At 60.5% G+C, this 19888-nt stretch carries 20 protein-coding genes; 6 read left to right on the top strand and 14 right to left on the bottom strand.

What is annotated here, in order from left to right:
• Positions 1–13 precede the first annotated feature (13 nt).
• The 4 genes from HNQ65_RS17420 to HNQ65_RS17405 all read right to left on the bottom strand — a co-directional run bounded on the left by HNQ65_RS17420 (position 14) and on the right by HNQ65_RS17405 (position 3189).
• Positions 14–940, bottom strand: coding sequence for a sulfurtransferase (locus tag HNQ65_RS17420; protein WP_184341252.1), 927 nt, complete (start codon positions 938–940; stop codon positions 14–16).
• A gap of 22 nt (positions 941–962) precedes the next feature.
• Positions 963–1646 carry a hypothetical protein gene (locus HNQ65_RS17415; protein ID WP_184341250.1) on the bottom strand — a complete coding sequence of 228 codons (684 nt, stop codon included), beginning with the start codon at positions 1644–1646 and terminating at the stop codon, positions 963–965.
• 28 nt (positions 1647–1674) lie between these two features.
• Positions 1675–2625, bottom strand: coding sequence for an inorganic phosphate transporter (locus HNQ65_RS17410; RefSeq protein WP_184341249.1), 951 nt, complete (start codon positions 2623–2625; stop codon positions 1675–1677).
• A gap of 111 nt (positions 2626–2736) precedes the next feature.
• Entirely contained in the window at positions 2737–3189 is a 453-nt protein-coding gene (locus HNQ65_RS17405; protein ID WP_184341247.1) for a hypothetical protein, read from the bottom strand.
• 355 nt (positions 3190–3544) lie between these two features.
• Here HNQ65_RS17405 and HNQ65_RS17400 point away from each other — a divergent pair, with 355 nt between their 5' ends.
• Positions 3545–4102 carry a tetratricopeptide repeat protein gene (locus HNQ65_RS17400; RefSeq protein WP_184341245.1) on the top strand — a complete coding sequence of 186 codons (558 nt, stop codon included), beginning with the start codon at positions 3545–3547 and terminating at the stop codon, positions 4100–4102.
• Between the two features lie 109 nt (positions 4103–4211).
• Positions 4212–6146, top strand: coding sequence for a DUF1592 domain-containing protein (locus tag HNQ65_RS17395; protein ID WP_184341243.1), 1935 nt, complete (start codon positions 4212–4214; stop codon positions 6144–6146).
• A 121-nt stretch (positions 6147–6267) separates the two neighbouring features.
• Here the strand turns inward: HNQ65_RS17395 and HNQ65_RS17390 are convergent, their stop codons facing one another.
• From HNQ65_RS17390 to HNQ65_RS17380, 3 genes are all read right to left on the bottom strand, one after another.
• A complete protein-coding gene (locus HNQ65_RS17390; RefSeq protein WP_184341241.1) occupies positions 6268–6918 on the bottom strand; it encodes a hypothetical protein in 651 nt (216 codons plus the stop codon).
• A gap of 126 nt (positions 6919–7044) precedes the next feature.
• Positions 7045–8409: a DUF1552 domain-containing protein gene (locus tag HNQ65_RS17385; protein WP_246438352.1), complete on the bottom strand. Its 1365-nt coding sequence runs from the start codon at positions 8407–8409 to the stop codon at positions 7045–7047.
• Positions 8410–8496: 87 nt separating this feature from the next.
• Positions 8497–9642, bottom strand: a complete 1146-nt coding sequence (locus tag HNQ65_RS17380; RefSeq protein WP_221306202.1) for a GTP-binding protein — start codon at positions 9640–9642, stop codon at positions 8497–8499.
• 165 nt (positions 9643–9807) lie between these two features.
• On the opposite strand from HNQ65_RS17380, the gene HNQ65_RS17375 reads away from it, so the two are divergent.
• Positions 9808–10131 (top strand): ArsR/SmtB family transcription factor, encoded by a 324-nt coding sequence (locus tag HNQ65_RS17375; protein WP_184341237.1) that lies wholly within the window; start codon positions 9808–9810, stop codon positions 10129–10131.
• 98 nt (positions 10132–10229) lie between these two features.
• A complete protein-coding gene (locus HNQ65_RS17370; RefSeq protein ID WP_184341235.1) occupies positions 10230–11894 on the top strand; it encodes a sulfatase-like hydrolase/transferase in 1665 nt (554 codons plus the stop codon).
• Between the two features lie 9 nt (positions 11895–11903).
• On the opposite strand, the gene HNQ65_RS17365 is transcribed toward HNQ65_RS17370, so the two are convergent.
• The 7 genes from HNQ65_RS17365 to HNQ65_RS17335 all read right to left on the bottom strand — a co-directional run bounded on the left by HNQ65_RS17365 (position 11904) and on the right by HNQ65_RS17335 (position 16739).
• The gene (locus tag HNQ65_RS17365) at positions 11904–12536 is read right to left on the bottom strand and encodes a hypothetical protein (RefSeq protein WP_184341233.1); all 633 of its coding nucleotides are present in this window, start codon (positions 12534–12536) and stop codon (positions 11904–11906) included.
• 115 nt (positions 12537–12651) lie between these two features.
• A complete protein-coding gene (locus tag HNQ65_RS17360) occupies positions 12652–13161 on the bottom strand; it encodes an arsenate reductase ArsC (RefSeq protein ID WP_184341231.1) in 510 nt (169 codons plus the stop codon).
• Positions 13162–13181: 20 nt separating this feature from the next.
• Entirely contained in the window at positions 13182–13862 is a 681-nt protein-coding gene (locus tag HNQ65_RS17355) for an MIP/aquaporin family protein (protein ID WP_184341229.1), read from the bottom strand.
• 10 nt (positions 13863–13872) lie between these two features.
• Positions 13873–14352: a DUF6428 family protein gene (locus tag HNQ65_RS17350; protein ID WP_184341227.1), complete on the bottom strand. Its 480-nt coding sequence runs from the start codon at positions 14350–14352 to the stop codon at positions 13873–13875.
• A 9-nt stretch (positions 14353–14361) separates the two neighbouring features.
• On the bottom strand, positions 14362–14685 hold the full coding sequence (locus HNQ65_RS17345; protein ID WP_184341225.1) for an ArsR/SmtB family transcription factor: 324 nt from the start codon (positions 14683–14685) through the stop codon (positions 14362–14364).
• 68 nt (positions 14686–14753) lie between these two features.
• A complete protein-coding gene (locus HNQ65_RS17340; RefSeq protein WP_184341223.1) occupies positions 14754–15746 on the bottom strand; it encodes a glycosyltransferase in 993 nt (330 codons plus the stop codon).
• A 123-nt stretch (positions 15747–15869) separates the two neighbouring features.
• Positions 15870–16739, bottom strand: a complete 870-nt coding sequence (locus HNQ65_RS17335; protein WP_184341221.1) for a helix-turn-helix transcriptional regulator — start codon at positions 16737–16739, stop codon at positions 15870–15872.
• Between the two features lie 89 nt (positions 16740–16828).
• On the opposite strand from HNQ65_RS17335, the gene HNQ65_RS17330 reads away from it, so the two are divergent.
• On the top strand, positions 16829–19165 hold the full coding sequence (locus tag HNQ65_RS17330; protein ID WP_184341219.1) for a hypothetical protein: 2337 nt from the start codon (positions 16829–16831) through the stop codon (positions 19163–19165).
• A gap of 138 nt (positions 19166–19303) precedes the next feature.
• Positions 19304–19882 carry a helix-turn-helix domain-containing protein gene (locus HNQ65_RS17325; protein WP_184341217.1) on the top strand — a complete coding sequence of 193 codons (579 nt, stop codon included), beginning with the start codon at positions 19304–19306 and terminating at the stop codon, positions 19880–19882.
• Positions 19883–19888 lie beyond the last annotated feature (6 nt).

The raw sequence follows: 19888 nt of genomic DNA, 5'->3' as shown, positions 1-19888 counted from the left end.
GAATGCGGTGGAACTACTTCACACCCGCTGGATCACCACCGGTTTCGGCGGGGAGGGATTTGTTGTTGAGCCAGACGTATTCCTTCCAGGCGCCTTCGTAGAGGCGGACGTTGGGATAGCCCGCAACGTGTTTGAGGTAGAACTGGAGGAGGCTGCCTTCGCGGGAGGTGCCGCAGTAGGCGATGATGTTTTTGTCGGGAGTGATGCAGGCTTTTTCCAGCTCTGCCTTCACTTCGGCGAAGGGTTTGAACTTGTGGGTGTTGTCTTTTTCCATGAGGCGGGCCCAGTGGAAGCTGATGGCACCGGGGATGTGGCCTTTGCGGAGCCAGACGTCGTCCTCGCCACGGAACTCGTTGATGGGGCGGGCGTCGATGAGGAGATTGCCGGGTTTGCCGACATGGGCCTGCACATCAGAGATGTTGGCGGTGATGGTGGTGATGCCTTTTTCCGGCAGGGTGCCTTTGGGATTGCCAAAGTAGTCCTGGATGGCGGCAAAGCCCTGCTTCTTCCATTCGGCGAGGCCGCCATCGACGACCTTGATGTTCTGCACGCCGAATTTTTCCAGCACATAAACGACCATGCTGGTGCTGAGAATTTCGTCGTTGGGGAGGACGTCTCCGGTGGCATAGACGAGATGGAGACGGTTTTTGTCCACTCCAGCGCGCACGAGCAGCGCTTGGGTGATGTCATCAGGCAGATACTGCACGGGCACGGCCTCGTTGGTTCCGCGAAGGGTGTCGAAGTTGATGTGATGGGCGGTGGGCAGATGGCCGCGGAAGTAGTCTTTGTAGCCGCCGCGGGTGTCGAGCACGATTGGGCGCTTGGAGGCATCCGGATTTTCGATGAGTGTCTTGGCCTCGGCGCAGGTGATGAGGCCGATCTCGGCCTGGGCCGCGCTGCTGAGCAGTGCGACGGAGAGAAGAGTGAGGATGGATTTCATGGCTAGTTTGTATGGACGGGAATTAGAAGGTGAAGACGTAGTTGATCTTGGCGATCCAGCTGGTGCGGTCCTTGTCCGGAAAGTTCATCCAAGACTCGAGAACGATGTGCTTGCTGAGAAAGTACTTGGCACCAACGGAGGCAATGATGCCGTGCTGATTGCGGGACTGCACGATGTCGGAGTTGAGGTTGAAATTGCGGTCAAAGAGCTTCCAGGTGCGATCTACACCGAAGAGGTAACTGTCTCCTCGTGTCTGGAGGCCATAGCCTGCATGAAAGCGCACGACGTGGAAGTCGTGGTACATCATGGCATAGGTGAAGGGATCGCCCGCACGACGGGTGTCTGTGAGGGCGACACCTGCGACGCCGATGGCAAGCATGCCATCCTCCCACGGCTGAATGCGGGCCTTGGTCTGGAAGAGCAGCGGGCCGGAGTAGCCGGTGCCGAGGGCGCTGTCGAGCCCCCATTCGAGGTGCAGGGGCTTGAAGTCCCAGCCGGTCTTGAAACCGGCCCACTGAGAGGTCTTGCCAGGGCCGCTGGTGGCGAACTGGTTGGACCCGCCGAAGCTGGTGAAGAACTGAGCCGCGACGGTGCGATGGTCGATGGTTTCGGCCGTGGGGATATTGTTGAGACCGGTCGGAGTGCCGAAGACGGAGGTGACCACCACGAGGGCAGCTAGGGTGAGGATGCGCGTTTTGTTTGTCATTAGTGGGGGTGTTTCCTGAGCTGGAAATTCAGACAAAGAGGCGGCCGATCGCGAACAAGAGGCCCGCCATGAGAGCCGCGCAGGGCAGCGTGATGACCCAAGCCGCAAGCACCGGGATGACAGTGCGCCATTTGGCCTGCCGCGTAATGATGCCGATGCCAAGCAGCGCACCGACAGAGACGTGCGTGGTGGAAACGGGGAGGCCGCTGATACTTGCGGTGGTGACGAGAAGAGCGGTGGCGAGATTGGCCGCGAAGCCCTGGCCGGGGTTCATATCGGTGATCTTGTGAGCCAGCGTGTCAGCCACGCGTCCGGCGCTGATGAGCCCGCCTGCCGCCATGGCCACAGCGACAAGGATCATGCCCGCGCTGCCGTTCAGCCAGCCCACACCGAGAAGCAGCGCAGCCATTTTGGGCGTGTCATTCAGCCCACGTGCGAACGACACGGCCCCCGCGCTGAGGATATGCAGAGCATCCAGCGTGCGTGTGCGGTGATCTGGCGCAAGCCGCAGGGGCTTCAAGATTCCATATACCAGCATGCCTCCGGCCAAGGCAAGCAGCGGACTTATGAGCAAGGGCTTGAGGAAGCTTTCCCAGAGCGTGACCACATTCACGTCACCTGCGATCCAGCCCGCGCCGAGCAGAGCGCCTGTGAGCAGGTGCGTGGTGGAGACTGGAAAGCCGAGCCAAGTAGCGAGGAAGCCCGACACCCCTGCACCAGCCGCCACAGCCAGGAGGAACAATGGCTGCGCGATGAGCGCCTCGGGCACGAGTCCCTTGCCCGTAAAGGTCTTGAGCAAGCCACCGGTCCAGTACATGGCAGCCACGCAGCCTGCGAAGGTGGTGATGGTAGCCCAGTGCACCGCCGTGCGATAGCTCGTCGTACCGCTGCCGAAGAGGGAAGCCACGCCTTTGAAGTTGGCGTTGGCCCCGTTGGCGTAAGCCACGACGATGACGGCGAGGGTGATGAGGAAAAGCATGCGGAGACAGCAGGCTGCGTTTATTTGCCAATTGCTGCAAATAAGCAAATGAAACACACCTTCTCTCAAGAAATTTTCCCGATCAGGCAAATAACGGAGCGGATGCGAGGCTCAGTGCGCGGCCAGGAGCCTGCGTGCGCGCTCCTGGCAGAAATGGAATGCGAGGCCCAGTCCGGCCCCCAGACCAAGACCATAGAAGACACCCCAGCTGAGCATGGCGGTGGTTTTGTGCACCTTCATGAGCGCAGCCTCGGACTCGCCACCAATGAAGTAGCCGAGGGAGTTGAGCACAAACAAGGCGAGGATGACTTTGGCGACCGCGTGCCAGGCATCAAATGCCGCAACGAGCATGCACCCCATGATGGCGGTGCCTGCGAGCAGACCGGCGATGCTGCCGGGATGGCCGCGAAGGGTCATCCAGCCGATGATCCAGGCGATGGAGTAGGCGGTGAAGGAGAGGCTGAAGAGCTTGTAGAAACGCGAGACGGAACCCGGCCCGATGATGAGGCGGTGGAGCAGCGGCGAAGTGAGGGCGATGAAGACGATGGCGCAGGCGGCGTACATGACGGCCTCTCCGCCATGTGTGTGGAACCACCTGCCAAAGACGGCCCAGGGCACAAAGCCTGCCACACTGATGAGGGTGAAGCCAAGGATGCCGCGTGTGAGGGAGGCCCCGAGAGACGGTGCCTAGACACCGGCTGAGCGAGCGCGGTCGGCGATGCTTTGGGGATCAAGTTGGAACCAGCTCATGGGATTGGGTAAGTGAGACGTGCGGGCAGCAGTGGTGGAACACTGCCTGTGCCAGAACGTTTCCATGCGGTTGATTCGTTCGGCGGAATGTTCGTGTATTTCGCGGCGTTTTGGTCTCATGCGGTGCGCTGAATGCCCTGCCGCTTATCATCATCGTTTTCTCCATTCCATGAGCCCATCCCGATTTTTCTGCTGCTTTCTGACCCTGAGCCTCTGTGCTGCTGCTGTGGAACCCATGGCCCCGGGCACGGTGAAAACCACCCCGAAGCTGGAGGTGCTGAACCGGCAGATCGCAGAAAACGCGGAGAATGCGCAGGCCTACTCGAACCGCGGCTATGTGCTGGCGCTGCTGGGGCGCAAGGAGGAGGCACGGGCAGACCTGAAGAAAGCCCTGAGCCTGAGCGACAAGCCCAACATGCACAATCGTGCAGGCTGGGCATACTTTAACATGGGCGACTATGCCGACACGGTGCGTGAATGCGAACTGGCGGCGAAGATGAGCGACCACCAGGCGCATTATGACTACTACTCGCTGGTGCTGGGCTACTGGGGCACGGGCGATCTCCAAAAGGCGCTGGAGAACTACCAGCTGGCAGTGGAGAAGGACCCGCGCTTTGGCAGCTACAAGACGCTGATGGAGCGGACGCTGGAATGGACGCCGCTGGAGCAGCGCGCGATACATGAGGTATACGTGCTGTGGAGCAAAGCGTGGAAGCCCGCGAGCTGAAGGCGCACGAAACAGCGAATGGCCGCCGCCTGAGGACGGGCGGTGATATTTTATGCATCGTGTGGATGGCAGGTGCACGCGCGTGGCGTATGTGTCCGCACCCCCGCTCATGCTGTCCTCTGTTTTGCCTCGTGCCCTTCTCTTTCTGTCTTTAATCGCCGCTTCATCGCCCGCCTTTGGCGCTGCGGTGGATGTTGTGAACCAGGAGCTGGACAAGACGCTGCTGTCCCTGATGGAGCAGCGCTGCATGGACTGCCATGATGACGAGACCAAGAAGGGCGACATCAGCTTTGAGTTTCTGCGGAAGCCGGGGGAGATGCGGCATGACATCCGGCTGTGGGGAAAGGTGCGGGAGCAGATCCGTGCCGGGACGATGCCGCCCAAGAAAGCAAAGCCGGCCCCCCAGGCCAAACAGCCGGGCGATGCGAAGGCAGCACCCGAAGAGAAGCCCACGCTGGAAGAGGGTCAGCGGCAGGTGTTTCTGACCTGGATCCAGCACAATGAGAATGCGGTGCTGGAGATGCCGGAGGGCAGGCCGGGTGTGGCGCGCTCCCGGCGGATGAACCGTGAGGAGTACAACAACACGCTGCGGGATCTGCTGGGCATCGCGAAACGGCCGGGGGACAAATTTCCTGCGGACGGCGCTGGCGGCGAGGGTTTTGCAAACAGCGCGGACACGCTGAGCCTTTCACCGCTGCTGGTGGAGAAGTATCTGGGGGCGGCGGATGAGGCCATGGGAGAGGTGTGGCAGCGCGGTGAGCTGAGGCAGCGGCTGTATGCGCCCGTGACGAGTGACAAGCTGGCGCCGGAGGTGGGCGCTGAAATGGCGCTGCGGCCGTTTTTGGTGCGTGCGTTTCGCCGCCCACCGACAGAGGCCGAGGTGCAGGCTGTGCTGAAGGTCTTTAGCCAGGCATGGCAGCGGAAGCCGAACTGGGATGAGGCGATGAAGGTGATGTTTAAGGCAGTGCTGGTGTCCCCCGCGTTTTTGTTCATTGAGGAGACGGCACGCCCGGATGCGAAGGAGCCTCGGCGGCTGGGATCTTATGAAATGGCCTCTCATTTGTCGTATTTCCTGTGGTCGTCGATGCCGGATGAAGAGCTCATGAAGCTGGCGGCGGAGAACAAGCTGCAGAATGATGCAGTGCTGGAGGCTCAGGTGCGGCGCATGCTGGCGCACGAGAAGGGGCTGGCCTTCACGAAGAATTTTGCCGGGCAATGGCTGCGGTTTGACCAGGTGTTTAACACCGTGGATCCGGACCGGCGGAAGTTTCCTGAATTCAACGGGGAGCTGCGACAGGCGATGTACGACGAGATCTTCGGCTTTTGCGATCACCTGCTGCGACGCAACGGACGTGTGCTCGACTTTCTGGACAGCGACTACAGTTTCCTCAATGAACAACTGGCCAAGGTGTATGAGGTGCCTGGAGTGCAGGGCAAGGAGATGCGCCAGGTGAAATTTACCAATCCACGACGCGGCGGGCTTACGGGCATGGCGGCGATTCTGGCGAGCACGGCGTATCCGCAGCGGACGAGTCCGGTGCTGCGCGGCAAGTGGGTGCTGGAGCAGCTGCTGGGCACGCCGCCACCTCCGCCGCCAGCAAATGTGGGGCAGCTGCCGGAGGATGACCGCGCACTGAAGGAAACAACACTGCGCAAGCGGCTGGAGGCGCACCGCAACAAGCCTGCCTGCGCCGGATGCCACGCACGCCTGGATCCACCGGGGTTTGCGCTGGAGAATTTTGATCCTATCGGCAAGTGGCGTGACAACGAAAATGGCAAGCCGCTGGATGCGACTGGGGTGATGCCGGGTGGAAAAACCTTTGGCACGCCGCAGGAGTTTCGGCGGCTGCTGATGGAGGAGAAGTCGCTGTTTATCCACTCGCTGTGCACGCGTCTGCTCGGATATGCCACAGGGCGCACGGTGGAGCTTCAGGATCAGCCGACGTTGCTGAGGCTGGAGAAGGTGCTGCGGGATGGCGACTACCGGAGCGAGGCGCTGATCATGGCGGTGGTGAAGAGCGAGGCGTTCCGGGGGAGGTGGTGAGGGAGAGTTGAGTTATTGATTCTTCATGTGGAGGAGTGTCCATGCATTCGTAGCTCAGCGATTTTGCCTCGACTGATCGCCCTCAAAGATTTCCGGGCCGGGGAGCAAATGGACTGATCGCCTATGGGGATAGCTGCGACTTTTTCTCGATGTGATGAATCACACGCTTAACGTTATTACGTCGCAGCTCATCGATTGAATTCGATGCAGGCATTTGCTTCAGGTACTCCTTCAGAGCAGGAAGCGACTTCGATGTGCCAATTTGTTCAAGTCCGTACACGGCCATTCGGGAATACCCAATCACCTTATTGTTCGCCTGCTCCTTCAAATAAAGAATCATCATCTCTTCATTCTCGGCGTTTGGGTAACGCATGAGCAGTTTCAGCCCGCAGTCCTTCAAGCTGACGGTCTTGGTGTCGTCAGGACGATTCCATACAGCCCTGAGTTCTTTGCGCAGCCATTGCTGTTGTTCCGTGCTGAGATCCGAACGCAGTTGCAATACCGCCATGACTGAGCGCATCAGCGGATAATCATGGTTTCCGTGATAGGTGGCATTGAGCAATTTCATCAGCGCTGCGCTGATTCCCGGCGCTTTGCCCAGTTGTTCGATGGCGTCTTCCTCACCACTTAGCTCACCTGCAGCAAGCTGGTTAAACGCGACTCGAACGTTCTCCGGGATCTCGCGGTTCTGCGCCAGCTTATCGGGAGCAATCTGTACAACACCAGGGAGTGCCAGGCAAACAAGGGCAAGCGTGATGTATGAAGAGCTCATTGAAGATGCTGCCGATCATGACGTTCAAGCACGCATCATATTGGGTTTAACACACAGCGCTTTTGCAATCCACCCCAATCATGGCAACCACACAGCAGCGGTTCGTCTCGAACTAACTCGACAAGCTCACACCAGCCCCTTCAGCGGACCGGTGCTGTCGCCGAAGCGGTCAACTTGGGTGCCAGCGAGGTTGAGCATGCTGAGGAACAGATTGCAAAGCGGTGTGTCATTGGAACTGACGAGATGGCGGCCGCCGGTCAGTCCGCCGCCGTGGCCGGCGAGGACGAGGGGGAGGTTTTTGGGGCTGTGGGCGTTGCCATCGCGCATGCTGGAGCCGAAGAGCATCAAGGTGTGGTCGAGGAGGGTGCCGTCGCCTTCCTTGATGGACTTCATACGATCGAGGAGGTGGGCGAACTGCTCCACGTGCCAGGTGTTGATCTTCTGATACTGGTCGAGCTTCTCGGGCTTGTTCTCGTGATGGGAGCACTCGTGGTGGCCGTGCTTCACGCCGTCGAGGAAGGTGAAGTTTTTGCCGCTGACGGCCCAGCCAAACATGAAGGTGCTGACGCGGGTGGAATCGTTCCAGAAAGCGAGGGTCATGAGCTCCATCATGAGACGGGAGTGCTCGGTGTGGTCGAGCCGTAGGGCGCTGCCGGGATCCTTCTGCTGGGCCATGGAGGCGGTGATACGCTGGTCGAGCTGGGTGATGGCGTCTCTGGCCGCAGGGTCGAGGTTTTCGCCGCTGGCGACGCGGGCGATGTCTGCCTCGATCCGCTGCTCGACACTGCGGATGCTTTCGAGATATTCGTCGAGGCGGCGCTGGTCATCAGCGCCAACGCGGCCACGCAGGGCTTTGGCGTCTGAGAGCACGAGGTCGAGGACGCTTTTGTTTTCGAGGGCAGAGGCTTTACGCTGCTCGGGGTTCTCACGGAAAAGGCGGTCGAAGACGAAGCGGGGATTGATCTCCGGCGGCAGCGGGGAGGTAGGCGTGCGCCATGCCACGTGGGAGCCGTAGAGCATGGTGTAGTTCACATTGAAATCGACGCCGGTCATGACGGGCTCGGTGCCGAGCTCCAGAGAGGGAAAGCGGGCGAGGCGGCCAGCTTCCTGGGCAAAGACCTGGTCCATGCTCACACCGCAGCGCAGATTTTTTCCGGTGGTTTTTTCGATCTCGGTACCGGTGAGCCAGTTGGCGGTTTTGGCGTAGTGGCCGTCTCCACCGCGGCAGTTGGCGTGGCCGAGCTGGGTGAGGATGTTGATGTCCACGCGATGACGCTCCAGCGGCTGGAGGATGGGAGAGAACTTGAAGTCTTTGCCCTCTCCCTCCGGCGTCCAGCGGTCCTGGCGCACGCCATTGGGCATGAAGAGAACGCCGATGCGGGTGGGGAAGGATTTGCCACCCTGAGCCGCGCGTGCGGTGGGAGCCATGGCGTCGAGAAACGGCAGCGCGACGGTAGCACCGAGGCCGCGAAGGGCGGCGCGGCGGGACATGGGGACGCGAGGGATGGAGATATAGCTCATCAGGACTTTGCGGGGGGGAGCAAAGGTTACGCCATTCCTGCGAGGATGCTTGCGGATTTACGCCTTCTCGATCCAGTGCTCCCAGCCTTCCGCGCCATCGCGATGTGTTGGAGTGGGCTTGCCGGGGCGGAAGTGCTCGTGGTGGTCGAGCGTGGCCTGAAGGCCGAAGAACTGGAGCGTGGTCTCGGCGAGGCCTTCTTTGACCGCCTCCATCAGCGCGGCGGGGTCGGCCTCGGCGCGGAGATTGACGATGAGCTGGCCGCCGGTGGTGGGCTCGTCGAGCTCCATGCCGAGCTCGGCTACGTAGTCGCTGCGGACGAGGTTGATGCTTGCAAGCTCGCCTGCGATGCCGTCATCGGGGCTGAAGGTCATTTTGAAATGAGCGATCTCAGCGCCATCGCGCAGCAGGCGGGCCTGCACGGCGGATGCGAGCTGCTTGAGGAATGAGTTGGCGTCAAATTCGTCGTCGGACTTCAGAGTGACGGTGGCATTGAGCCAGCCGAGGAGGGCCTCGCCATCGGCGTAGAGCACGTAATCGACGGCCATGGGATTGCGGCGGGCCTGCTCGCCGGTCATGAGACTGGCGAAGAGTTCATCGAGGCCGGTTTCCTGGCGTGGTGAGGCGGTGACGATCTTGGCGAGGGGGAATTCTTTTGCGAGCACTGCACGGAGTTCCTCGCGCTGGGCATCGTCGATGAGATCGCTTTTGCTGATGACGATGATGTCGGCTTCTTCGAGCTGTTTTTTGAAGATGTAGGCCACCTTGGCGGAGAAGGTGCCGCCTTGATCGAGACCGAAGACGCGGCGGGCACGCACGGGGTCCACCAACACGCTGAGTGGTGCGATGGTGAAAGCATCCCCATACATGCGGCGCAGCGGGTAGGTGACGGTGGCGACGAGGTCAGTGCAGCTGCCGACGGGCTCGGCGATGAAGATGTCGGGCTTGGCTTCGTTGGCGAGTTTGCTGGCGGCATCGACGAGGGTGTTGAAGCGGCAGCAGAAGCAGCCGCCGGCGATCTCCTCGGTAGCGTAGCCCTGGCCACGCAGGAGCTTGGTGTCCACCAGCCCGCCGGCCTGGTCGTTGGTGATGAGGCCGACCTTGAGCCCCTGGGCACTGAGATGCCGGGCCAAACGGCCGACAGTGGTGGTCTTTCCGGCGCCGAGGAAGCCGCCGATCATGATGTAACGTGCTTTGGAGGACATGGGGGAGGGTTTGGAGAAAGGAGTACGTGTGAGCAGAAGGCTGCAACAACACTAACGATGACGCGGCGCATTATGTTATTTGCCCGGGTTAGCAATTATTATTTTATGTCATGACGGCTGTTCGGGGGTCTTGCGGGAAGAAACCGATCTGCTAAAGATCGAGGCATGCCATCACGCACCGTGACACGCTCCTTTGACTGCCTCACCGCCATGCGCGCGCTGGGGGAGCCGACACGGCTGCGGCTGGTGCGGCACCTGATCAGCGGGCCCAAAGCGGTGACCGAGCTGTGTGAGACACTGCAGGTGACACCCTACAATGTCTCCAAGCACCTGCGTGTACTGAAGGAGGCTGGACTGCTGGAGGTGGAGAAGCAGGGGCAGCAGCGTATTTACGCGCTGGCGGAGGCCTTCAGCGAGAAGCTGGCGCGCAATGCCAACACGCTGGACCTGGGCTGCTGCCAGTTTCATTTCGACAAGCTGCCGGAGTGAAATGGCGGGGCTGCGTCAAGCGAGGAAAGCTGTTGATAGTTTTCGACAGAACGCCGGAGTTCTGACGTCTTGAGTGCCTGATTGTTTTTTCATCCGCCATGATTCGAGCTTTCCTCTTTCTGTTTGTTTCCAGCGCATCACTTCTAGCCGCAGCCAAACCCAACGTGCTGCTCATCTGCGTGGATGACCTGAAGCCGTTGCTGGGATGTTATGGGGACAAGGTGGTGAAGACGCCCAACATCGACCGGCTTGCGGCGCGAGGGGTGTTGTTTGAGAAGGCGTACTGCAACCAGGCGGTGTGCTCGCCTTCGCGCAATGCGCTGCTGACGGGCCTGCGGCCGCAGGCGCTGGGGATCTATGAGCTGGCGACGAATTTCCGCAAAGCCGCTCCAGATGCGGTGACGCTGCCGCAGCATTTCAAGGCGAACGGCTACCATGCCGAGGCGCTGGGAAAGATTTTCCACGTGGGTCACGGGAACGTGAACGACGTGGCCTCATGGAGCGTGCCGCACTACACGCCCAAGACGATCAGTTATGCGCTGAAGGAGAACGACCTGCCGCAGTCCACGCGTGAGCAGGCGTTATTTGAAAACAAGACGGAGGCCTGGAAGCTGCCGCGCGGAGCGGCCACGGAAGCGGCGGATGTGCCAGACAATACCTATGGGGACGGGATGATCGCGGACGAGGCGGTGAAGCGCCTGGAAGCGGCGAAGCAGAAACAGGAGGAGCCGTTTTTCCTGGCGGTGGGATTCTTGAAGCCGCATCTGCCGTTTGTGGCACCGAAGAAGTACTGGGACCTGTATGACCCGGCCTCCTTCAAACTGCCGGCCCTGCAAACGGCCCCTGAGGGCGCGCCCGAATTTGCCCCGACGACCTGGGGAGAACTGCGGCAGTACATGGACGTGCCGGAAAAGGGCCCGCTGACGGAGAAGCAGGCGCTGCACCTGATCCACGGCTATCATGCGGCCACGAGCTACATGGATGCTCAGCTGGGCAAGCTGCTGGATGCGCTGGACGCGAGCGGCTTTGCACAGAACACCATCATCGTGCTGTGGGGAGACCACGGCTGGCATCTGGGCGACCACGGGATGTGGTGCAAGCATACAAACTATGAGCAGGCCGGTCGCATCCCGGTGATCGTGGTGGCGCCGGGCATCCAGCCTGCGCGCACGCAGTCATTGATTGAGTCGTGCGACATCTACCCCACGCTGGCGGAACTGGCGCAACTGCCTGCGCCGCCCCAGGGAGACGGGCGCAGCTTTGCCAGCGTGCTGCGCGATCCGAAAGCGAGCGTGCGCGATCATGCGATCCATGTTTATCCGCGCGGCGGCGGACTGATCGGGCGTGCGATCCGCACACAGCGGCACCGGCTGCTGGAGTGGAAGAAGCCGGGAGATGCGCCGGAGAACGCGGTGCTGGAGCTGTATGACTACGAGGCTGATCCTGCGGAGACGAAGAACCTCGCGGCAGAGCAGCCTGATGTGGTGGCCGGCCTGAGGAAGCTGCTGGCACAGCACCCGGAGGCGAAACCGCAGATCTCCGCCAAGCCGGAAGCCAAAGCGGCTGCCGAAAAGAAGCCGGTGCAGGATCGCGGCAAGATGTTTGACCAACGCGACAAGGACAAGGACGGGCAACTGACTAAGGAGGAGTTTCTACTCAACCAGCCTGACCCTGATGAAGCGCCGAAGCGCTGGATCAAATTCGACACGGACGGCAGCGGCACGCTGAGCCGGGAGGAGTTTATCAAGGGCGGAAGGAAGTAGAACGCACTCTTAGAAGGTGAAGACGTAATTGATCTTAGCAATCCAGCTGGTGCGGTCGCGATCAGGAAAGTTGAACCAGCTCTCGAGCACGATGTGTTTGCTGAGGAAGTACTTGGCACCGACAGAGGAGATGAGGCCGTGGGTGTTGCGTGACTGCACGATATCAGCGTTGAGATTGAAGTTGCGTTCCAAAACCTTCCAGGTGCGATCGATTCCGAAGAGGAAACTGTTGCCATGAGTCTGCAGGCCGTAGCCAGCATGCAGTCGCACGACGTGAAAATCATGATACAGCATGGCGTAGGTGAAGGGATCACTTGCACGCTTCGTGTCAGTGAGGGCCACACCTGCGACACCGAGGGCGAACATACCATCCTCCCAAGACTGTATGCGTGCCTTGGTCTGGAAGAGGAGCGGACCGGAATAGCCGGTGCCCATAGCGCTGTCGAGCCCCCATTCGAGGTGAAGGGGCTTGAAGTCCCAGCCGGTTTTAAAGCCTGCCCATTGGGAGGTCTTGCCCGGGCCGCTGGCAGCGAACTGATTGGCTCCGCCAAAACTGGTGAAGAACTGAGCCGCGACGGTGCGGTGATCAATGGTTTCAGCGGTGGGAATGTTGTTGAGACCGGTTGGGGTGGCGAATGCCATGACCGGGATCAGGAAACAGAGTGCGACTATGAGCGGCCTGTTCATGACAATGCAGAAGACAAGACTGCGGAGGCAGCCAGGTGGAATGCGTTTTTCCTGGTGGTGAAATGAGGGCTCAGCCCTTGGCTTTGAACTCATCCTGATGCCCGTCGCTGTAGGCCTGCGCGGCCAGCGGTGTCACCACGGCGGCCAGCGCCGCCTGGTTCTTCCGGCCGGAAGCATAGGACTCGAACACCTCGCGAATCTCATCCCGCACGCGGCGGAAGACCTGCATCTGCTCCTCCTCAGTACCCGTGGCATGTGCAGGATCGTCAAAGCCCCAGTGGTGGCGGTTGACCTGGCCGGGGAACATCGGGCAGGCCTGGTCGGCGTTGCCACAGACGGTGATCACCGTTTCAATGTCCTGATTCAAGAACTCGCTCAGATGCTTCGAATGATGTCCGGAAATGTCGATGCCGATCTCCGCCATCGCCTTGATGCCCAGAGGATGTACGTAGCCTGCTGGCTTGGAGCCGGCGCTGGCCACATGGCACAAGTCCCCCAGAGCACGGCGCAGGATGCCTTCGGCAAGGTGAGAGCGGCAGGAGTTTCCTGTGCAGAGAATGAGAATGGTGGGTTTGTTCATGATGGGAAAAACAGGTTATTTCATTTTGAGTCAGGAGCGCAGCGGCCACCGCAGCAGCCGGAATCGCGAACGCCGATGCAGAGAGGCACGGCCAGGAGCGCGCCGAGTAGAGGAGCGGCAAGATAGATCCACAAATGAGAGAGCTGGCCGGAGACCAGCGCCGGTGCCAGCGAGCGGGCGGGATTCATGGAGGCACCACACACCGGTCCGGCAAACATGGCCTCCAGTGCGATGACACCACCGATGGCGATGCCTGCGGTGATGCCTTTTTCCTTGGCCCCGGTTGAGACGCTGAGGATGGTAAGCATGAGAACCGCCGTGAGAACGACTTCGAGCACAAAACTCTGCATTTCCGAACCTGCGGGCAGCGTGGCCCCCAGCGAGGTGGCGTCCTGAGGAAACAGCACATGCAGCAGACCGCTGGCAGACACGGCACCGACAAGCTGAGCCGCAAGATAACCCGGAACGTCCTGCCATGAAAAGCGACGGGCGGCAGCAAAAGCCAGGGTGACGGCGGGATTGAGATGCGCGCCGCTGACATCTCCAAACGTGTGGATCATGGCCAGCACCACGAGGCCAAAGGTGAGCGCGATGCCTGCGTGAGAGATCGCACCGTGGCTGGCGGCATTGATGATGATGGCACCTGTGCCCGCAAAGACGAGCGTGAAAGTGCCGAGGCATTCAGCGAGGAGCTTTTTCATAGAGCGGAGGTCAGCAGCATTTCGAGCCGGGCGTGCAGCAGGTGGTGGGCAGAGCCTGCGGCTTGGGAGCACACTCGCCTGGCAGGCAGATGCCACGGGCGAGGCAGTCGGTGTGCTTCAGGCCAAGGCGGAAGGTGAGCAGGCCGTCGATGATCTCGGCGCTCTCGACGGGGAACTGAGCCACGACGTAGTCTTCGTATTCGATCTCGACGGGCAGATCGTGGTGGGGCAGCACATCGCCAGCCTTGTCAAAAATGGCGGCCAGTTTGCCTGCGGTGATGCGGTGGTCCACATCATCATGCACCCAGGTCTGCAGCAGGCAGGTTTCCAGTTCGCGGCGTGTGCCGCCGCAGTCAATGAAGCGCTTGGTCACATGCCCGACCTCAGTGATATGAAAATGGGCGGGCACGAATCCTCCGTCTGGCAGCAGGAGGGAGATCTGTTTGTCCGCATGAGTGCGGAGGGCGGCGATGAATTCAGAGGTGTTCATGATAGAAAATCAGCAGCAGGATTTTGTTTTGGATGTGGCTTTGGCGGGCTTGCGCGCGAGCTGGTCCACGCAGCGGAGAAAGTCACCGAGGCAGTCGCACACGAGGCGGTAGTAGATGTTGAGGCCGCGCTTTTCGCAGACGAGCACGCCAGCCTCGCGCATGAGCGTGAGGTGCTTGGAGACGGTGGACATGTCGGCACCCACGAGATCTTTGAGGTCGCAGACACAGAGCTCACCCTCCATGAGGGCCTCGGCGATGAGCAGCCTGGAGGGATGGGCCAGGGCCTTGATGACGGCGGCCCGCCTGGAGATGGTGTCTTTGCTTGCTGGCATCTATTTGGTCATTTAGCCAAATAGATTTGCCACGTCAAGAAACATTCGTGTGTGATGAGCGGACAGAACTAACTGCGCTGCCGTTTCCAGATGTGGCAGAGGTACCAGGCTTTGAAGACAGCGGCGAGCTCGCGGTAGTTGGAGCAGCTTTTCAGCATCACCTTCGGCAGTCCAGCGGCGAGGAACTCCGAGGCAAAGCGGCTGCGGTCAGCACGGGAGACATTGCCCTTGCGCATGAGGCCGAGGAAGTGGCCCAGCTCGCGCAAGATCTGCGTGTATAACGCTTTTTTCAGGGCGTAAGGCTGACCGATGGAAAGACTCTGCAAGAGCTCTCCCACTTTGAGATAACTGGCGATGCGATGACGCACATGGTCCGTATTATGCGATCTCGTGAGAGAGGTGGGATTGCGCCGGTAACCATACCGGGGTGTTGGAAAGAACCCCAACCGCCTGACAGCGAGCATCAGCTGGATGGTCCATGGGATGTCTTCATGGATCATGTCCCGCCGAAAACGAAGGCGGGCCTCCTCGATGACGCTGCGACGACAGAACTGCAGCCACACGTAGTGCGGCCATTCACGGCTCCTGACAGATTGAGCGATCCAATCCGTGCCCGTCATGATGGTTCCCCAAGGCTGCTTGTGGAGAATAGCCCGGGGCTGAGTGGCGTAGAATGGCCGGGGATCGTCCACTTTGAAGCTGAAGCCGTTGCAAATAGCACATTCGAGCTGCTCTTTTTCAGCCTGTTGGAGCCACTCTGCCAAGGAGCCGGGGGCAAGCCAGTCGTCACCGTCCAAAAAGGCCACCCATCTGCCGGTGGCCCGGTCCAGGCCGGCATTACGCGCGGCAGAGACGCCCTGATTAACCTGTGAAATCACGATAATGCGGGGATCCTCGGCAGCCTGAGCTTGGATCATGCTGAGTGACGAGTCGGTGGAACCGTCATCAATGATGATGATCTCAAGCAACACTCCTGCCTGCGCACGAGCGGAGCCAAGCGATGACTCCAGAAACGCCTCGTTGTTGAAGACTGGGATGATGAGAGAGATGTCTGGCGGCATGAAGTGAGATCGCTAGGCCTGGAAGGCCGGGTTGGTTGATTGCATGCGACCAAGGGATCCACGCCGGAGCATTGGAAGCCAAGGCTCGACCTCCATCAAATAACTTCTCTGTCATTTACAAAATTAAGCCGCCTGCTCCACGCCCGCGATTCGATATTCTGAAGGCGAAGCACCCGTGTGACGGCGGAACCACGCGGTGAAATGGGAGGCGTGGCGAAAGCCAAGAGCGAAGGCGATTTCTTTAAGCGTAGCATGGTCTGTCACAATACGCTCGCGTGCGGCATTCAGCCGCCTTTGCTCCATGAAGGCACGCAGGCCGATGCCAAACTCCTGCTGCAAAAGCTGCTCAGCGCGTCGGATGCCGATAGGGAAATCTGGCGGAAGTGTCGGCGACGTCTGATCGAGCGGCAGAGACTGCAGCCAGCTGACGAGATGGTTTACGCGACGGCGAGTCTGCGTCCGCGGTTTAGGCTCAGCGCCTATTTTATGCAGTGTCTCCATCCATGCAGCGAACCAGACCGCGAACGCAGCCTCGCGCGCGGTCCATTGCTGTGATGTGAAAGTGGAGTCCGCCGTGGCCTCGCGATAGGTGACCTCTTTCTTTTGACCGTGGATGACGGCAAAGAGGCGGAGCGTGGCTTTGCGGAGCTCGGGCGCAGCGGCGGCAAAATTGAGGGCATTGCGAAAGAGTGAGGTGCCGTCCGGCCACTGACAACGAAACCCCACAGAGAGGAGATGCGTGCCTGGTGCAAACCAGTGACGCCGCAGCTGTGGCGAGGAAAAAAAGGCCTGACCACGAGGCACCATGATCTCCCGCCCCTCAGTACGAATGCGGACCTCTCCGCGCTCCACAAAGAAAACACCCGCCGGCACGGGGATCTCTGCAGACCAGACCTCCGCCTGCGGCACTGGGCCCCGATAGACCCACAGCCACTCGCAGCGCAGGGTGCGCCAGACGGCGGCGGGGAGCTGGAGAAGCGGAGTTTTTGACATGCCCCAGCTATGCCGGGGGATGTAAGCGATTTCAATCCGGCATAATCCGGCGCGGTTGCCAGCGGGGTGGAGATGGCTTTGATCCGCACATGAAATCCAACCTTCTGCTGCTGACGGCGGCATTCACAGGACTGCTGCAGGCCGGAGAGCCGCGCAGCGTGAGCGGCATCTATCCGGCCCTGGCAATGTACAACAATGAAGGCGAGTGCGGCACAGGCGCTGTGGTGCCGTGGGCAGACCGGCTGTGGGTCATCACCTATGGACCGCATCTGCCATTTGGATCGAGCGACAAGCTCTATGAGATCACCCCCGAGCTGACACAAACCGTGAGGCCGGAGAGCGTGGGCGGTACACCTGCCAACCGGATGATCCATCAGGAATCAAAGCAGCTTTTCATCGGACCTTACATCATCGATGCGGAGCGGCAGGTGCGGGTGATCCCACCGAGCCGGATGCCGGGGAGACTCACCGGCAATGCGCGCCATCTGACCGACCCTGCGGGCAAGATCTACTACGCCACCATGGAAGAGGGGCTGTATGAGGTGGATGTAAAGTCGCTGGAGGTGACCTCATTAATCCGTGACGGCAATCCACTGAAGAAGGACTTCAAGGTGACAACACCGCTGACCAAGCTGGAGTCCCAGCTGCCGGGCTATCATGGCAAGGGGCTGTACTCCAGCCAGGGCCGGTTGATCTATGCCAACAACGGTGACCGCGACAAGCGTGTGCTCACCGACCCCACCACGCCGAGCGGAGCGCTGGGAGAATGGCGCAAGCCTGGCGATGACTGGCTGCTGGTGCGACGCAACCAGTTTACTGAAGTGACCGGTCCCGGCGGCATCCAGGGCAGCGCCCCGGACGCGCCGGTGTGGAGCATTGGCTGGGATGCGAAGTCTCTGATCCTGATGCTGCTCGACGGCGGCAAGTGGCAGTCCTTCCGCCTGCCCAAGGTGAGCCACAGCTACGATGGCGCCCACGGCTGGAACACGGAGTGGCCGCGCATCCGCGACATCGGCGAAGAGGATCTGCTGATGACGATGCACGGCGCGTTCTGGCGCTTTCCTCGCAGCTTCTCCGCCGCCAATACAAACGGCATCCGTGCGCGCAGCGCGTACATCAAGGTGATCGGGGACTTCTGCCGCTGGAATGACCGGCTTGTCTTTGGCTGCGATGACTCGGCGAAGTCGGAGTTTCTCAACAAGCGCAAAGTGAAGGGCGGGATCGACAGCGTGGGGCAGTCGCAGTCAAACCTGTGGTTCACCAGCCCCGAGACCCCGGGGAATCTGGGTCCTGCACATGCCAGCGGCGCGGTTTGGCTGCATGAAAGTGTGACGGCAGGCGATGTGGCCGATCCTTTCCTGGTCGCTGGCTGGAAGCACCGCAGCCTGTGGCGCGTGGATCATGCCGCAGGCACCGCAGTGCGCGAGGACATCAGCGGCGATGCCGAGTGGCTGAAGATGACAGCCCAGAAGGACAGCAAGGACATGAGCGTGGTGATCACGCTGACAAACGGCGACGCACGCGGCACGGAGGCGGATGCGATGTTTGAGGGCGTGGCACGCATCGAAGATGACCAGACGCAGACGGGCATTTTCCGTGCAAGAGGGGAGAACAAACGGACGCTGAGCTTTGCCGCCGATGCGGGCTATTATGAACTGGATGCGGAGCTGAAGCTGCGCCGTGTGGAGGATGCCAAGACCGAGGAGTTTGTGAAAACGAAGGTGGCCATCCCGCAGCGCGTGATCACGCTGGATGAGGCCAGTGTGCTGGTGGTGGATGATCGTGGCCGCCGCTGGCGCCTGCCACGTGCCAGCAAGGCGTATGACAGCGCCACCAACGCCGGTCTGCTGCGCGTGTGCCGCGAGGTGGCCACCGAGCGCGACATGCTGAATGTGTGCGGCACGTTTTTTGAGCTGCCTGCAGAAAATGCCGAAGGCTTTGCAAAGATCCGGCCCATCTCCTCCCATAACCTACGCGTGACCGACTATGGCGGCTACCGGGGGCTGTTTCTCATGAGCGGTATCAAGCCGGACGCACCTGCTGGAGAGCACATCCTGCGCAGTGACGATGGCAAGGCCGCCCTGTGGGCTGGAGCCGTGGATGACCTGTGGAAGCTGGGCAAGCCACGCGGCGAAGGCGGCCCTTGGCTGAAGACCAAGGTCAAGGCCGGGCAGCCGAGCGATCCCTACCTGCTGTGGGGCTACGACAAACGAACGCTGACCCTGAGCCAGAGCGGCGCAAAGTCTGCAACGCTCAGGGTGGAGCTGGACCTGACCGGAACGGGTCTGTGGGTCAGGTATCACGAGGCAAAAGTGGAGGCAGGAGCCAAGCTCAAGCTGGAGTTCCAACCAGAGGTTCAGGCACGCTGGCTGCGTGTGACTGCTGATGCGGCGTGCACGGCGACGGCTCAACTGCGATACGATTGACCCTTCAGTCAGTCTCAACTCTACGACTGACCGCCAAGTTCCGCCGCGGCTTTTTCGAAGTTGCCAGCAAATTGATGATAAAAAAATTCATCGCATCCGGGGGCGGAGGTGTCACACTTGTCGCACCCCAACCCCACCATGCCTGCTACCTTTGGACAGATGCTGACCGCTGCGCGTGAAAAGCGCGGTCTGACCATCGAGGATGCCGCGCACGAGACTCGCATCCCGGCGCAGCGTCTGCGCTATCTGGAGTCAGGAAACATCGCTGCATTTGGCAGCATGACCTATGCGCGTTCGTTCATCCGCCAGTACAGCGAATTTCTCGAGGTGGACTCCACCTCCATGCTGGAAGGCCTGCCCGAGGGAGTACTGGGAGGAGAGCGTGATTACCGCTATCTGACCCAATCTCAGGGGCAGTGGCTGCGCGAGCGCGAAAAGCCCGTGGAACGCATCACAGCGCCTGCATCACGACGCGTCCGATCCATTAAATCTCCGCTGCCAGCAGGGATCGCGGTGTTTGTGGTTGTGCTGGCTGGAACCGCGATGTGGGGACACCACATGGCGGAAATGCGACGCAAAGTGGATCCTGCAGCACTGAAAGCCCTGCCAGTGGAAGATGTAGCCCCTGCCGCAGAAACCGCCTCCAAGGAAGGAATGGCGGACTTGAAAGCCAGGCATGTAAGCTTACCGGTAAAGAAGACGCCCTCCGTAAATTGAACTGCC

The sequence above is a fragment of the Prosthecobacter vanneervenii genome (genome assembly GCF_014203095.1).
GTDB classification, from domain to species: Bacteria; Verrucomicrobiota; Verrucomicrobiia; order Verrucomicrobiales; family Verrucomicrobiaceae; genus Prosthecobacter; species Prosthecobacter vanneervenii.
Note: the sequence above shows the minus strand (reverse complement) of the source record. Positions and strands in the feature narration are given on the sequence as shown.

Bases quoted from the DNA above. Each gene is read 5' to 3' on its own strand.
- HNQ65_RS17325 (WP_184341217.1), top strand. From the start codon at position 19,304: ATGCCTGCTACCTTTGGACAGATGCTGACCGCTGCGCGTGAAAAGCGC.
- HNQ65_RS17390 (WP_184341241.1), bottom strand. From the start codon at position 6,918: ATGAGCTCTTCATACATCACGCTTGCCCTTGTTTGCCTGGCACTCCCT.
- HNQ65_RS17395 (WP_184341243.1), top strand. From the start codon at position 4,212: ATGCTGTCCTCTGTTTTGCCTCGTGCCCTTCTCTTTCTGTCTTTAATC.
- HNQ65_RS17330 (WP_184341219.1), top strand. From the start codon at position 16,829: ATGAAATCCAACCTTCTGCTGCTGACGGCGGCATTCACAGGACTGCTG.
- HNQ65_RS17360 (WP_184341231.1), bottom strand. From the start codon at position 13,161: ATGAACAAACCCACCATTCTCATTCTCTGCACAGGAAACTCCTGCCGC.
- HNQ65_RS17370 (WP_184341235.1), top strand. From the start codon at position 10,230: ATGATTCGAGCTTTCCTCTTTCTGTTTGTTTCCAGCGCATCACTTCTA.
- HNQ65_RS17400 (WP_184341245.1), top strand. From the start codon at position 3,545: ATGAGCCCATCCCGATTTTTCTGCTGCTTTCTGACCCTGAGCCTCTGT.
- HNQ65_RS17410 (WP_184341249.1), bottom strand. From the start codon at position 2,625: ATGCTTTTCCTCATCACCCTCGCCGTCATCGTCGTGGCTTACGCCAAC.
- HNQ65_RS17405 (WP_184341247.1), bottom strand. From the start codon at position 3,189: ATGTACGCCGCCTGCGCCATCGTCTTCATCGCCCTCACTTCGCCGCTG.
- HNQ65_RS17340 (WP_184341223.1), bottom strand. From the start codon at position 15,746: ATGCCGCCAGACATCTCTCTCATCATCCCAGTCTTCAACAACGAGGCG.
- HNQ65_RS17345 (WP_184341225.1), bottom strand. From the start codon at position 14,685: ATGCCAGCAAGCAAAGACACCATCTCCAGGCGGGCCGCCGTCATCAAG.
- HNQ65_RS17420 (WP_184341252.1), bottom strand. From the start codon at position 940: ATGAAATCCATCCTCACTCTTCTCTCCGTCGCACTGCTCAGCAGCGCG.
- HNQ65_RS17385 (WP_246438352.1), bottom strand. From the start codon at position 8,409: ATGTCCCGCCGCGCCGCCCTTCGCGGCCTCGGTGCTACCGTCGCGCTG.
- HNQ65_RS17415 (WP_184341250.1), bottom strand. From the start codon at position 1,646: ATGACAAACAAAACGCGCATCCTCACCCTAGCTGCCCTCGTGGTGGTC.
- HNQ65_RS17355 (WP_184341229.1), bottom strand. From the start codon at position 13,862: ATGAAAAAGCTCCTCGCTGAATGCCTCGGCACTTTCACGCTCGTCTTT.
- HNQ65_RS17380 (WP_221306202.1), bottom strand. From the start codon at position 9,642: ATGTCCTCCAAAGCACGTTACATCATGATCGGCGGCTTCCTCGGCGCC.
- HNQ65_RS17350 (WP_184341227.1), bottom strand. From the start codon at position 14,352: ATGAACACCTCTGAATTCATCGCCGCCCTCCGCACTCATGCGGACAAA.
- HNQ65_RS17375 (WP_184341237.1), top strand. From the start codon at position 9,808: ATGCCATCACGCACCGTGACACGCTCCTTTGACTGCCTCACCGCCATG.
- HNQ65_RS17335 (WP_184341221.1), bottom strand. From the start codon at position 16,739: ATGTCAAAAACTCCGCTTCTCCAGCTCCCCGCCGCCGTCTGGCGCACC.
- HNQ65_RS17365 (WP_184341233.1), bottom strand. From the start codon at position 12,536: ATGGCATTCGCCACCCCAACCGGTCTCAACAACATTCCCACCGCTGAA.